Here is a 12,170-nt window from a genome sequence, read left to right as displayed (position 1 = left end):
AGCTTTAGCCTGAGTGTGAATGGAAAGATAGTCAGTGTCTCCCGTAATCACATCCAGCCAATCTTTAAGAAAGATGGCTACGACGATCAAGTCAATAAAAGTCAATTATTGTCCAGTAAACAACCTATTAGGAAGTAGCAGAGTTACTTTGATTCTCTTTTTTTTATTTCCCACATTCCGCACTTCATAGCAAATCCGATGTGTGTGTCAAAATGATATTTTCTACCATTTTCTGAAAAATCTGCAATAAATAATCGGGAGATTTTTGTCTATCGTTCTTTTTCAGAAATACTATGAGATAAAAAGGGAAGAGACTGAAGAAAACGGTAGGTGGTGAGGTGGGAAATTTTAGCGTGCCGCACAATCGTGCTAACTTTCCCAGCGATCGCTTACGGACGCCAGGGATATTGGCGGAAATTTGGCTGCCGTTTTTCAATAAATGCTTGTTTTCCTTCCTGTGCTTCTTCACTCATATAGTACAAAAGCGTTGCATTGCCAGCCAGTTCTTGCAAACCTGCTTGTCCATCGCAATCGGCATTAAAAGCAGCTTTCAGACAGCGAATTGCCAGGGGACTCTTGGTTAAAATCTCTTGCGCCCATTGAATTCCTTCTGATTCTAGTTGCTCCACAGGCACAACAGCATTCACCAACCCCATATCCAGAGCTTGCTGGGCATCGTACTGACGGCAGAGAAACCACATTTCCCGAGCTTTCTTTTGTCCCACCATACGCGCCAAATAGCTTGCCCCAAATCCTCCATCAAAGCTACCGACTTTGGGACCAGTTTGTCCAAAAATAGCATTATCAGCAGCAATGGTTAGGTCGCAAACCACGTGCAAAACGTGACCGCCACCGATAGCATACCCCGCCACCAAAGCAATCACCACCTTGGGCAGAGAACGAATCAAACGCTGCAAATCCAGCACATTCAGCCGGGGAACGCCACTGTCGTCTACGTACCCCGCCTCGCCGCGGATACTTTGGTCGCCGCCGGAACAAAAAGCATACTTGCCATCCGTGTGAGGACCAGCTCCCGTGAGAAAAACCACACCAATCTCGCTATCGTCGCGTACGTCGAGAAAGGCATCGTACATTTCAAAAACCGTTTGCGGGCGGAAGGCATTGCGCTTGTGGGGACGGTTGATGGTAATTTTCGCCATCCCCTCCGCTTTGTGATAGAGAATATCTTGATATTGTTTGACAGGTTGCCATTCAACTTGCATATAACTGGAAATCAAGAAAAAATTTGGACAAAAAATTATAACAAGATAGAAAATGGGAATTAAAAAAAATTTTCCTATCTATTTTTGAATTCAAATAAAATTTTATGCACTCGGTAGGGGCGGAAGTGCGCCCCTACGTTGGCCACGGTTGCCCGCGCGTTCTATCCCTTCAAAGCTTCGGCACCGCCTACCACTTCCGCAATTTCTTGGGTAATGGCAGCTTGGCGGGCTTTGTTGTAGGAAATGGTCAGGTTGTCGATCAGTTCGCTGGCGTTGTCGCTGGCGTTGTTCATGGCGGTCATGCGAGAAGCCAATTCGCTGGCTGCTGCTTCTTGCAATGCCCGCAACAATTGGTTGTTGAGGTATAGAGGCAACAGGGCGTTGAGAATTTGCGTGGGGTCTTGCTCGAAAATCATATCCCGGGGGAAGCTGCGGACGGGGGTGGAAACTTTTTCCCGTTCCACTTCAAACTGGCCGCCGCGGGTCGTCAGGCGAAAGATTTCATCGTCGCTAACTTCCAACCCCTGGGGAGACAAAGGAAGTAAGGTTTGAATGACCGGACGGGAACTGACCAAAGAAACAAATTTGGTATAAACCAGCTCCACCCGGTCTACGGTTTCCGACAAGAATAAAGATAGCAGTTCGTCCGCAATTTCCGAAGCTTCGGAAGAGGTGGGAATTTGCTCCAAGTCGGTATAGGTGGCGTCGATAGGAGCTTTGCGCCGTTGGAAGTATTGGGTGGCTTTGCGTCCCACTAGGACGTATTTGTAATCGAGACCTTCGGCTTGGATTTCTTTGGCGCGGCTTTCGGCACGTTTGATGATGTTGCTATTGTAGCCGCCACACAAACCGCGATCGGCGGAAACAACCAACAAAGCTACCGACCGGGTTTCCCGCTGTTTTAGCAAGGGTAGATCCACGTCTTCAAAGCGCAGGCGGCTTTGGAGACCGTAGAGAACCTGAGCCAAGCAGTCAGCAAAAGGGCGCGTTGAGGTGACTTGTTCCTGGGCGCGCCGGACTTTCGCTGCTGCCACCAAGCGCATGGCTTCCGTAATTTTGCGGGTATTTTTAACGGAGTTGATGCGATCGCGAATCGCTTTCAAGTTCGCCATAGTTTCGTGATGGGTTGGTGGTCAAGGGTCCAAAATGCCTCAGTCCCACCCCTGCTAGAGCAAACCATGGAAGGGGTAGGACCAAGAAAGCGCAAAAGACATTTAGGTAGAGACAGTGAAAGTTTGCTTGTACTCTTTAATGCCTTCTTCGAGGGTGTTGACAATCTCGTCGGTGAGGACTTTTTTCTCGTTAATCATTTCCCCAAATTGGGGTTTTTCGGTGTTGAGATAGTCCCGCAAACCTTGCATGAAGCTGGTGACCTGATTGACCGGAATATCGTCCAAGTAGCCGTTAATACCGGTATAAAGCACTGCCACTTCTTCGTGCAGATCCAAAGGCTCGTACTGGGGTTGCTTCAGCAATTCCCGCAGGCGCTGACCGCGCGCCAGTTGTTTTTGAGTGGCGGCGTCTAAGTCAGAAGAGAACTGAGCAAACGCTTCTAGTTCCGAGAATTGAGCCAATTCCAGCTTCACTTTCCCAGCAACCTTTTTCATGGCTTTGGTTTGCGCCGAAGAACCAACCCGGGACACGGAAATCCCCACGTTAATCGCCGGGCGGATACCAGCATTGAACAGGTCGGAGGAGAGGAAGATTTGTCCGTCGGTAATGGAAATGACGTTGGTGGGAATGTAAGCGGAAACGTCGCCAGCTTGGGTTTCGATGATGGGAAGGGCGGTCATGCTGCCTTCGCCCAAGTTTTCGTTGAGCTTGGCGGCACGTTCCAGCAAACGAGAGTGCAGGTAGAACACGTCTCCGGGGAAGGCTTCGCGACCGGGGGGACGGCGCAGCAGCAGGGACATTTGTCGGTAAGCTTGTGCTTGCTTGGTGAGGTCGTCGTAAATGACCAACGTGTGCTTGCCTTGGTACATGAAGTGTTCGGCAATGCTGGCACCGGTGTAGGGGGCCAAGTATTGCAGGGGCGCTGGGTCGCTGGCGTTGGCAGCCACGATGATGGTGTGGTCCATAGCGCCTTTTTCTTCTAGGGCGCTGGCTACCTGAGCTACGGTCGAAGCTTTCTGGCCGATGGCAACGTAGATACAGATGACATCTTGACCTTTTTGGTTGATGATGGTATCTGCGGCGATCGCGGTTTTGCCGGTTTGACGGTCGCCGATGATCAGCTCCCGCTGTCCCCGACCGATGGGAATCATGGCATCAATAGCAGCAATGCCTGTTTGTAGGGGTTCGTATACCGATTTGCGGTCGATAATGCTGGGAGCAGGAGATTCCAGCAAGCGGGTTTCTTCCAGCTTCAGATCCCCTTTGCCATCGATGGCGCGACCCAGCGAATCCACAATGCGCCCGATCATCTGTTCGCCCACGGGAACCGAAGCAATGCGGCCGGTGGCTTTGACGCTAGAGCCTTCCTGAATGTCCCGACCTTCTCCCATCAACACAGCACCCACGTTGTCCTCTTCCAGGTTTAAGGCAATGCCGATGGTGCCTTCTTCAAATTCTACCAGTTCCCCAGCCATGACTTTTTCCAAGCCATAAATCCGGGCAATCCCGTCGCCTACCTGGAGAACCGTACCAACATTGGAAACTTGTACTTCTTGGTCGTACTCTTCGATCTGTTGGCGGATAATGCTGCTAATTTCTTCAGGTTTGATACTTACCATAACCGTTGCTCTTGTTGTTGGTGTCCGTTGTTTGTGTGTTTTCCGCAGTCCGGAAAAGGTGCCGCTACTTTTATTGTTATTCTAAAGATGCCATTAGGGGTTTGCCTTTAGGCAACTTGCATACTCAAAGACAAACGGCGTAGCTGTCCGCGGACGCTCGCATCGAGCACTTGGGAACCTACTTCCACCACCATACCACCCAGAAGAGATGGGTCCACTTGGGTTTGCAATTCGACCCCCTGGGCTTGGGTCATGGCGAGGACGCGATCGCGTACGGCTTGCTTCTGTTGTTCATTCAATTCCACCGTACTGGTGACTTTCGCCAGAACCGTTTGCTTGAGTTCCCGCAATAAATCTAAATACACTTCGCACATGTCCTCTAAAAAGGCAATGCGCTTGCGATCGAGCAGCAACATCACAAAATTGAGCGTATACGCATGTACGCGATCGGCAAGGAGTTGCCGCAATGCCGCCTTTTTCTTATCGGTAACAACGAGGGGATTGTTGAGAAATTGCTTCAAATCTGGCGAATTTTCCAGCAATTCCAACAGAAAACGGGTGTCATCGCCCATGCGATCGGTGAGATTGTTCTCTTTTGCCAGAGACATCAAAGCCTCCGCATAGGGAGTTGCTATCTCCGCGCTTACGGAACCGCTTGTCATTGGCGTCCTCCTAGCATCGCAATGCTACGGTCGATGAGTTTTTGCTGCGCCGACTCATCCAATTTGTTATCGATCTCGGATTCTGCTTTTTCTAAGGCCATGCTAAAAATACGCCGGCGAATTTCAGCAATTACCTGTTCGCGTTCGGTTTCCATTTCCCTAGAGGCCTCTGCTTTCAAACGTTCCACATCCCGCTTGGCCTCTTCCAGAATGGCTTCTTTGGCAGCTTTGGCTTGTTCCTGTCCTCGCTGGCGAATTTGCTCCGCTTTGGCTTGCGCTTGAGCCAAATCCGACTCCGCCTGAGATAGGGCATCAGCAGCCTCTTTCTGGCGTCGTTCAGCATCTTGAATAGCCTCTTCAATATTGGCCCGCCGCTCGCTGAGGATTTTGCCCAAAAACTGACGCCCAAAGTAATACAGAACCCCGATGATAATAGCCAAGTTCACCAGATTGGTATCTAAGGGGTCAAAATTGAACCCAAAGCCACCCTCGGTGGCGAGCAGGAAAAAATCGATCATGAGACTTTACTCCATATCGTTCGCTGGGACAAACGCTAACTCGGTAGATGAAAAACTCACTTTGCCCCGTCGCTGCCAACTACTTGCTGGCCAGCTCTTTTCCAAGCACCTTTTCTAAAATTTGGTTGCTGAGGGTATCTACCTGTTGTTCCAGGGATTTCAAAGCCTCTTCTTTTTGTTGGGCAATTTCGCGAGCTGCCTCTTCCCGGTTCTTTTGGGCTTCTTTTTGCGCCTCAGCAATTTGCTGGGACATGGTTTCTTGTGCTTCGGCTTGAGCGGCAGCAATAGCTTCTTGGGACTGTTTGCGCGCTTGGGCAACTTGTTGCTCGTATTGCACGCGCAGTTGCTCGGCTTTTTGCAAGCGTTCCTTTGCCTCTTCTTTGTTGGAGCGGACGTAATCTTCCCGCTCGTCAATGGCTTTTCCTAAAGGTTTGTAGAAAATCGCATTGAGAATGGCAGCCAGAATTAAAAACTGCACTGCCATCAAAGGTAAAGTAGCGTCAAAATCAAACAGTCCCCCTTCCTCAGCTGCCGTTTCCGCTGCTAGTAGAATGCTCCAATAGGTCATGAAATCCTCCGTTGGCAACCACGTCTTTTATAGCCATAGGGAAACCTTCGGCGTTCAAGCAAGTCCGCCACCTGGTTCCCTCCGCAAGCGACTAGACTGTGGGAAACGCCGATCGATCCGATCAAAGGGGTACAAGTTTTTTTGCATCAGAACCCCATCAAAATGGCACGCACGTTCGGCGGCGAGGGGGTCCCCGAAACAGGTTGGGCACAGCCGTTCTGGCAACCCAGACAGCCAGTGCCACAAATTCTGGTTCGGGGTCAACCAATGAACCTCAGGTAGAGATGTCCGCGTGGCATCTCCACCTGGAAAACGATTAAAATCTAGGAGAAGGGGTTCGCAAACAGCAATACGAGGGCGACAACCAGACCATAAATGGTCAGCGCTTCCATAAATGCCAAGCTCAATAGCAAAGTACCGCGGATTTTGCCTTCAGCTTCTGGCTGACGGGCAATCCCTTCTACAGCCTGTCCGGCAGCGTTTCCTTGTCCAAGACCGGGTCCGATGGCTGCTAAACCGACGGCGAGAGCAGCAGCGATAACAGAAGCAGCAGCAGTTAGTTGTTCCATGACTTTTTGTTTCCTTTTCTGTAATTACAAACGCAACAAATATGGTTCCTAAAGGAACTTACCACGGTTTGGCAATGGTCTCCATATCCACAAGCGACATTTCGACCATTGCGCGTTACTCTTCGGCTTCCTCTTCCCCGTGTTCGATGGCTTCCCCAATGTACGCTCCGGCTAGGGTGGCAAAAATAAGTGCCTGAATCGCACTGGTAAACAGACCCAATGCCATCACCGGCAGCGGAATAAACAGGGGAACCAAGAAAACCAACACGGCGACAACCAGCTCATCCGCCAGAATGTTACCAAATAGACGGAAGCTAAGGGAGAGGGGTTTTGTAAAATCTTCTAGAATGTTGATCGGTAAGAGAATGGGCGTGGGCTCGATGTACCGAGAAAAGTACTTCAAGCCACGCTTGCTAATGCCAGCGTAAAAATACGCCAGCGAGGTCAGCAGGGCCAAGGCCACCGTGGTGTTGATGTCGTTGGTAGGAGCTGCCAGTTCCCCTTCGGGAACCTCTACAATTTTCCAAGGGAGAAGCGCCCCTGACCAGTTTGACACAAAAATGAACAAAAATAACGTTCCCACAAACGGCACCCACGGGCGATATTCTTTTTCGCCGATTTGGGCTTTGGCAATATCCCGAACAAACTCTAGGGCATATTCCATAAAGTTTTGCAGACCGCTGGGAACTCTTTGCAAATTGCGCGTGGCGAGCAGAGAAGCCACCACCAACACCGCAATGACAAACCAGGAGGTCAGAAACACCTGACCGTGAATGGTAAGATTGCCAATTTGCCAATAAAAGTGCTCGCCAACACCTAAGTCAGGTTCGGCAGCAATTAGGGGTGAAGAAATGGCGTTGAAAACATCCAGCATGTGTATTTTGAGAAGCGCAAACGTCGGCTTCAAGTTCCATGTCTATCTGCAAGGGAAACGAGCTTTGGCTGAGGGAGCATGGGACATTTTTACCCACCACTGCCTACCGACGGTTGTCGGGCAGCAGGCTGGTTAAGGTATACCCAATGAGGGCGGCTTTGTAAGTGACAAACCCCAAGAAAATCGGCAAAATCTGGAGCTGGTTCCACTGACTTGCCAAAACAATCGCCCCAATTAAGGGAACGAATCGCGTTTTGCTGAGTTTGACCTTTTGGCCGCCTAAGGCTTCCACATCTTTCGCTAGCATCCTTAGGTAAATTACACCAATACAGGCACCAATGAAATAGTTAAGGGCAATATTCAGATTGTAGGCAATCCACACCGACACGAAAATGATGGCGGTTAGGACCAGCGTCCACCATAAGAGGTTTCGCTTCAGCTGGTAAAATTCCTGCATGGAACTGCCCGTGGAAGCGGTCCTAGCTTCGGAGGAAGCTGTTTGGTGGCTTTGCCCGGTTGCCGTTGGTGTATTGGCGTTGGCGGATGATGATTCTCCCGAGTACACGATCGCTCCCATTCCCCTTACAGACTTGACCGGTAAGATTCAAACCACGAAGCATAATATCATGTATTTGTAACAACACTTAAATCGTTTCTTGGCTGGCAAATTTTAAGATGTTACCAGGGAAGATAGCGATCGCTGGTAGCGTTCCACCGCCTCCAAAAAATCCCGCACGGCTTCCGGTGGCGTATTGAAGCCAGTTACCAAACGCACCACCGCGCCATCGCCCTGGTTTTGCCAACGATAAAACTGAAATCCTTGCGCCTGCAACGTGGCTATCAAAGGTTCCGCCAGGCAGACAAAGACTTCATTTCCCTGCACCGGATAGAGAATTTTCCCCGCCGACAAAGCCTGCAATCCCCGTGCCAAGCGCGTTGCCATTTGATTGGCATGGCGGGCATTGCGCAACCACAGGTCGTCGCTGATATAGGCGTCTAACTGGGCGGATAAATAGCGCATTTTCGACCACAAATGCCCCCCGCGCTTGCGCCGGTAAACAAATGTCTCTGCTAACTCGCGATTGAAGAACACCACCGCTTCCGCCGCCATCGCGCCATTTTTGGTGGCACCAAACGAAAGCACATCAACCCCAGCCTTCCAGGTCACATCCGCCGGCGAACAATTCAATGTAGCGATCGCATTGGCAAATCTAGCCCCATCCATGTGCACGGGCAAGCCATAATCTTTCCCAATCGCACAAATTTGCTGAATTTTTTCTATCTGATAAATTGTCCCCGCTTCCGTTGCCTGGGTCAGGCTAATAGCTGCCGGCTGCACGTGATGCACCACCCCCGCCTCCGCAGCTGCCAAGGTTGCCGCCAAAGCGTCGGGGTCTATTTTTCCGTTTTCCCCCGCCACAGGCACCAATTTTGCCCCACCAGAAAACAATTCCGGGGCACCGCATTCGTCGGTATGGATATGGGCTTGTGCGTGGCAATAAATCGCCCCAAAAGGCGGTACCATCACCGATAAAGCCAACGCATTGGCAGCCGTTCCCGTCGCCACCGGAAAAACAGCCACCTCCGTTTCAAATAGTTCGCCAAATTTCCCTTCTAACCGTTGGCTCATTTCATCGTTGCCATAGGGCATAGCACTGCCGTCGTTTGCTGCCGCTAGTGCCGCTAAAATCTCGGGTGCCAGGTTACCAGTGTTATCGCTACAAAAGTTCATAGAAGTTTCTCATGTGTGCCCACTCAGTCGGGCAACCGAACCGGCCGCCGTTGATGTTTTTTAACAATTTCTCCTTCTATGATAAAAAGAAGATTTTTCCAGCGCAGCGAAACTCTGTTAGAAAACGCACACAAACCATTGCACCTCCTATGTTTCCTTCCTTCCTGCCACCCGCGGTAGAAAATTTAACCGAAACCGCCTCCATCGAAACCGCCCAAAAGATCCAACGTACCCCCATCAAAACCCCCTATCCGTTCGCGAAGCGTCTGGTGAAGGAGAAAGCGACCATTCCCACCACCTACATCTGCCAAGGCAGCGGTTCTCCTCCCATTTTGCTCCTGCACGGATTTGATAGTTCGGTTTTGGAATTTCGGCGTTTGTTGCCCTTACTAACCCCCCATCGCGAAACCTGGGCGATAGACTTGCTGGGATTTGGCTTTACCGAACGATTGGCCGACCTTTCCTTTGACAGCGAGGCCATCAAAACCCACTTATATGCTACCTGGCAACAACTCATCAATCGCCCAGTGATTTTGGTAGGCGCTTCCATGGGTGGGGCTGCCGCCATTGATTTCACCCTGACCTATCCCGATGCGGTGGAAAAATTGGTCTTGCTAGACAGCGTCGGCTGCAAACGCGGTCCTATTGTCGGCAAATTTTTATTTCCCCCTCTGGATTTTTGGGCAGCGGAATTTTTGCGCCGTCCGGGCGTACGCGATCGCATTAGCTACAATGCCTACTACAATAAAAGTTTAAACTCCGCCGATGCCTGGCAGTGTGCCGCCCTACATTTAGAAATGCCCAACTGGCATCGCGCCCTAATTTCCTTCACCAAAAGCGGTGGTTACGGTTCCTTTCAAAAACACCTCCAGAACCTGCAACCACCTACGCTTATTTTATGGGGAGACAGCGATCGCATTTTAGGCACTCAGGATGCCTACAAATTTCAACAAGGCATTCCCCATTCCCAATTAACTTGGATTCCTAACTGCGGTCACGTTCCCCATTTAGAACAACCAGAACTGGTCAGCCAGCAGATTGCCAGCTTTTTGCCCCACGCGACTAATTCCGTCTAAAACGGCTGTCAAAATCGCTTTGCGGCTCGATAGACTGGTTTTCCAGCTCCTGTGACGACTCCTCTGGTTCGGGAATATCTATTTCCGGGGCTTCGCCGTCGGCGTTGTCCCGAGAAAACTCTTTCAAGTCAAACAAGAAAGGAATTCCCCCACCTTGAGACTGGCCGTTAATCACCAAAACATTGGGCATTTGGGAACCCCCATTTCGCCAGGCTTCGATGGCCTCTTTTTGCAAGACCAACTCGCCACCTTGTGCTTTCAAGGTTTCTGCCAAGAGTCTTTGCGCTTCGGCACGACCTTTGGCGCGGTTAATATCTGCTTGTGCCTTTTGTTCGGCTTCTTTGGCAATGTAAACAGCCCGCCGGGCTCTTTGCGCCGCGATTTGCTTGTCTTCTACGGCTTTGGCAAATTCTTCGGAAAATTCCAGATCCACGATGCTGGTATCCATGATGATAATGCCGTATTTCTCCAGACGGGAGTTGAGCGCTATGTCAAAGGTTTCTTTGAGGTCGTCGCGGCGGGTAATCGATTCTTCGGCGGTTCGTTTGGCAGCAGCGATTTTAAACGATTCTTGGGTTTGCGGTGCGATAATTTTCGACACCACGTTGGAAAGGGTTCCCTGAGTACGCCGAATTTCGACCACTCGGTCGGGGTCGATGCGGAAGTTGATGGCAAAACGCGCCGATAGCTCTTGCAAGTCTTTGGTGGCGCTTTGGGCGGGAACTTCAAATTTTTGGACGGTGACGTCGTAAACATCTACTTTGCCCACAAAAGGTGGTTTCACGTGTACCCCTTCTAGCAAAGCCCCATCGCGAGCTTTTCCTAAAATATTAAGTACGCCGGCTTCTCCCGGTTGAATCACCACAAAAGCATTAAAGCTGAGAATTACCAAAAGAGCGATAATGCCGCCGATAATCGCTTGTATAATTCCGATACCCTGGTTCTTTGTCATTAAAAATCTCCAAAATTTTGGGACTCTATCTATGTTTTGCCCATCACCCTAGAGGGCAACGTAGCCCTTGGTTGCGTGGTCATAACGAGCGCCAGCAAATACAGGTGCCGTTTCTGTTTGCTTCGGTAGCTCGATATACATTCAGGGTAACAGGCTTTGCTGGATGGAACCGCCCCCAAATCGCTGTTCTTTTCCCAGGAAAAATGTCCATCAAGAAAAGATTCCTTACAAACCACGCCTATCCAGACATTTCCATGACATAATAGAAATTTTAGTAGTAGAAATCTGGGTTTGAGAAATTGTTAGAACTCCTTCGGTGGATAGCTCTTCTGGCTGTGAGTCTGGCTGGTTTGGTTAAAGGTTCGGATTGGTTTACGGAAGCTGCTGAAAAAATCGGGCTTTGGTTTGGCTTGCCGCCTTTTATTATTGGCGTGACGATTGTGGCAGTGGGAACATCTTTGCCAGAGTTGCTATCATCAATTGCCGCAACTTGGCATGGTAGTTCGGAAGTGGTTTTGGGCAATGTGGTCGGTTCCAATATTGTTAATATTTTTCTAATCGTTGGCGCAGCGGCAATTATGACGCGGCGCAATATCAACATTACCTACGATTTGGTAGATGTAGATTTGCCTATTTTTGTGGGTTCTGGGGTATGGCTGTATTTGATCGTGCAGGATGGCACGTTTTCCATTGGGGAAGCCATTTTGAGTTTATTTGGTTTTTTGATTTATGTTATTTATATTTTTCAAGAAGGTAGTACAGAGGTGGTTGTAGAGACGGAAACCGCAGAAAAAATCCGCTCTAGCCGTTTTCCTAAAAAAGCGATCGCCAAACTCGTTATCGGCTGTCTGACCATGATTTTAGGTGCCAATTATACCATCGACTCCGTACGGGAAATTTCAGAAATTATCCAAGTAGGGCAAGAAATTATTGCCATTAGTATTGTGGCTTTTGGTACTTCCCTACCGGAGTTGGTGGTCTCCGTGACCATGGCTAAAAAAGACAAAGCCGAAGTGGCGGTGGGTAATGTCATTGGCTCCAATATTTTTAACTCATTTTTTGTTATGGGCATTCCGGGATTGGCGGGGACTTTGGTGCTGGCACCATCCACCATTCAAAATGGTTTGCCACTGATGTTGGTGGGAACCATTTTGCTATTTTTTGTGGTTCAAGATAAAAAAGTAACTGCTTGGGAAGGTTGGACGTTTGTCATGTTTTATATTTGGTTTGTGGGACATACATTTCACTTTATCTAGGCCATGTT

General features: G+C 49.7%; 14 protein-coding genes. 3 read left to right on the top strand and 11 right to left on the bottom strand.

The genetic code is table 11. The features are described 5' to 3' along the window. Window positions 1-389: 389 nt before the first annotated feature. The 9 genes from menB to AS151_RS12040 all read right to left on the bottom strand — a co-directional run bounded on the left by menB (window position 390) and on the right by AS151_RS12040 (window position 7,603). Window positions 390-1,223, bottom strand: a complete 834-nt coding sequence (menB, locus tag AS151_RS12080) for a 1,4-dihydroxy-2-naphthoyl-CoA synthase (protein ID WP_071517317.1) — start codon at window positions 1,221-1,223, stop codon at window positions 390-392. A gap of 161 nt (window positions 1,224-1,384) precedes the next feature. After that, a complete protein-coding gene (locus AS151_RS12075) occupies window positions 1,385-2,335 on the bottom strand; it encodes a F0F1 ATP synthase subunit gamma (RefSeq protein WP_071517316.1) in 951 nt (316 codons plus the stop codon). A gap of 102 nt (window positions 2,336-2,437) precedes the next feature. Next, entirely contained in the window at window positions 2,438-3,955 is a 1,518-nt protein-coding gene (gene atpA, locus AS151_RS12070) for a F0F1 ATP synthase subunit alpha (RefSeq protein ID WP_071517315.1), read from the bottom strand. A 107-nt stretch (window positions 3,956-4,062) separates the two neighbouring features. Beyond that, window positions 4,063-4,617 carry an ATP synthase F1 subunit delta gene (gene atpH / locus AS151_RS12065; RefSeq protein WP_071517314.1) on the bottom strand — a complete coding sequence of 185 codons (555 nt, stop codon included), beginning with the start codon at window positions 4,615-4,617 and terminating at the stop codon, window positions 4,063-4,065. Then, on the bottom strand, window positions 4,614-5,135 hold the full coding sequence (locus AS151_RS12060; protein WP_071517313.1) for a F0F1 ATP synthase subunit B: 522 nt from the start codon (window positions 5,133-5,135) through the stop codon (window positions 4,614-4,616). The genes atpH and AS151_RS12060 overlap by 4 nt, the downstream gene beginning before the upstream one ends. A 79-nt stretch (window positions 5,136-5,214) precedes the next feature. Next, the gene (locus AS151_RS12055; protein WP_071517312.1) at window positions 5,215-5,703 is read right to left on the bottom strand and encodes a F0F1 ATP synthase subunit B'; all 489 of its coding nucleotides are present in this window, start codon (window positions 5,701-5,703) and stop codon (window positions 5,215-5,217) included. 323 nt (window positions 5,704-6,026) lie between these two features. Next, window positions 6,027-6,272 (bottom strand): ATP synthase F0 subunit C, encoded by a 246-nt coding sequence (atpE, locus tag AS151_RS12050; RefSeq protein WP_071517311.1) that lies wholly within the window; start codon window positions 6,270-6,272, stop codon window positions 6,027-6,029. Between the two features lie 115 nt (window positions 6,273-6,387). After that, window positions 6,388-7,152, bottom strand: a complete 765-nt coding sequence (gene atpB, locus AS151_RS12045; RefSeq protein ID WP_170861384.1) for a F0F1 ATP synthase subunit A — start codon at window positions 7,150-7,152, stop codon at window positions 6,388-6,390. A 97-nt stretch (window positions 7,153-7,249) separates the two neighbouring features. Beyond that, window positions 7,250-7,603, bottom strand: coding sequence for an ATP synthase subunit I (locus AS151_RS12040; RefSeq protein ID WP_071517309.1), 354 nt, complete (start codon window positions 7,601-7,603; stop codon window positions 7,250-7,252). Here AS151_RS12040 and AS151_RS22125 point away from each other — a divergent pair. Further along, window positions 7,602-7,784, top strand: a complete 183-nt coding sequence (locus AS151_RS22125; RefSeq protein WP_071517308.1) for a hypothetical protein — start codon at window positions 7,602-7,604, stop codon at window positions 7,782-7,784. The two genes, AS151_RS12040 and AS151_RS22125, sit on opposite strands and share 2 nt — an antisense overlap. 32 nt (window positions 7,785-7,816) lie before the next feature. Here AS151_RS22125 and AS151_RS12030 read toward each other — a convergent pair whose 3' ends face one another. After that, complete coding sequence (locus AS151_RS12030; RefSeq protein ID WP_071517307.1) at window positions 7,817-8,878, bottom strand: low specificity L-threonine aldolase; 1,062 nt, start codon at window positions 8,876-8,878, stop codon at window positions 7,817-7,819. A 149-nt stretch (window positions 8,879-9,027) separates the two neighbouring features. On the opposite strand from AS151_RS12030, the gene AS151_RS12025 reads away from it, so the two are divergent. After that, complete coding sequence (locus AS151_RS12025) at window positions 9,028-9,954, top strand: alpha/beta hydrolase (RefSeq protein WP_071517306.1); 927 nt, start codon at window positions 9,028-9,030, stop codon at window positions 9,952-9,954. Here the strand turns inward: AS151_RS12025 and AS151_RS12020 are convergent. After that, a complete protein-coding gene (locus AS151_RS12020) occupies window positions 9,941-10,906 on the bottom strand; it encodes a prohibitin family protein (protein ID WP_071517305.1) in 966 nt (321 codons plus the stop codon). The genes AS151_RS12025 and AS151_RS12020 overlap by 14 nt on opposite strands. 299 nt (window positions 10,907-11,205) lie before the next feature. On the opposite strand from AS151_RS12020, the gene AS151_RS12015 reads away from it, so the two are divergent. Further along, window positions 11,206-12,162 carry a calcium/sodium antiporter gene (locus AS151_RS12015; RefSeq protein ID WP_071517304.1) on the top strand — a complete coding sequence of 319 codons (957 nt, stop codon included), beginning with the start codon at window positions 11,206-11,208 and terminating at the stop codon, window positions 12,160-12,162. The last annotated feature ends 8 nt before the right edge of the window (window positions 12,163-12,170 follow it).

Source organism: Geitlerinema sp. PCC 9228 (genome assembly GCF_001870905.1).
GTDB lineage: Bacteria > Cyanobacteriota > Cyanobacteriia > Cyanobacteriales > PCC-9228 > PCC-9228.
This window is presented reverse-complemented; position numbering and strand designations above follow the sequence as displayed.

Excerpts from the sequence above, each read along its gene's own strand:
- AS151_RS12030 (WP_071517307.1), bottom strand. The coding sequence starts at position 8,878 with ATGAACTTTTGTAGCGATAACACTGGTAACCTGGCACCCGAGATTTTA.
- AS151_RS12055 (WP_071517312.1), bottom strand. The coding sequence starts at position 5,703 with ATGACCTATTGGAGCATTCTACTAGCAGCGGAAACGGCAGCTGAGGAA.
- menB (WP_071517317.1), bottom strand. The coding sequence starts at position 1,223 with ATGCAAGTTGAATGGCAACCTGTCAAACAATATCAAGATATTCTCTAT.
- atpH (WP_071517314.1), bottom strand. The coding sequence starts at position 4,617 with ATGACAAGCGGTTCCGTAAGCGCGGAGATAGCAACTCCCTATGCGGAG.
- AS151_RS12040 (WP_071517309.1), bottom strand. The coding sequence starts at position 7,603 with ATGCAGGAATTTTACCAGCTGAAGCGAAACCTCTTATGGTGGACGCTG.
- AS151_RS12025 (WP_071517306.1), top strand. The coding sequence starts at position 9,028 with ATGTTTCCTTCCTTCCTGCCACCCGCGGTAGAAAATTTAACCGAAACC.
- AS151_RS12060 (WP_071517313.1), bottom strand. The coding sequence starts at position 5,135 with ATGATCGATTTTTTCCTGCTCGCCACCGAGGGTGGCTTTGGGTTCAAT.
- AS151_RS22125 (WP_071517308.1), top strand. The coding sequence starts at position 7,602 with ATGGAACTGCCCGTGGAAGCGGTCCTAGCTTCGGAGGAAGCTGTTTGG.
- atpA (WP_071517315.1), bottom strand. The coding sequence starts at position 3,955 with ATGGTAAGTATCAAACCTGAAGAAATTAGCAGCATTATCCGCCAACAG.
- atpE (WP_071517311.1), bottom strand. The coding sequence starts at position 6,272 with ATGGAACAACTAACTGCTGCTGCTTCTGTTATCGCTGCTGCTCTCGCC.
- AS151_RS12020 (WP_071517305.1), bottom strand. The coding sequence starts at position 10,906 with ATGACAAAGAACCAGGGTATCGGAATTATACAAGCGATTATCGGCGGC.
- AS151_RS12075 (WP_071517316.1), bottom strand. The coding sequence starts at position 2,335 with ATGGCGAACTTGAAAGCGATTCGCGATCGCATCAACTCCGTTAAAAAT.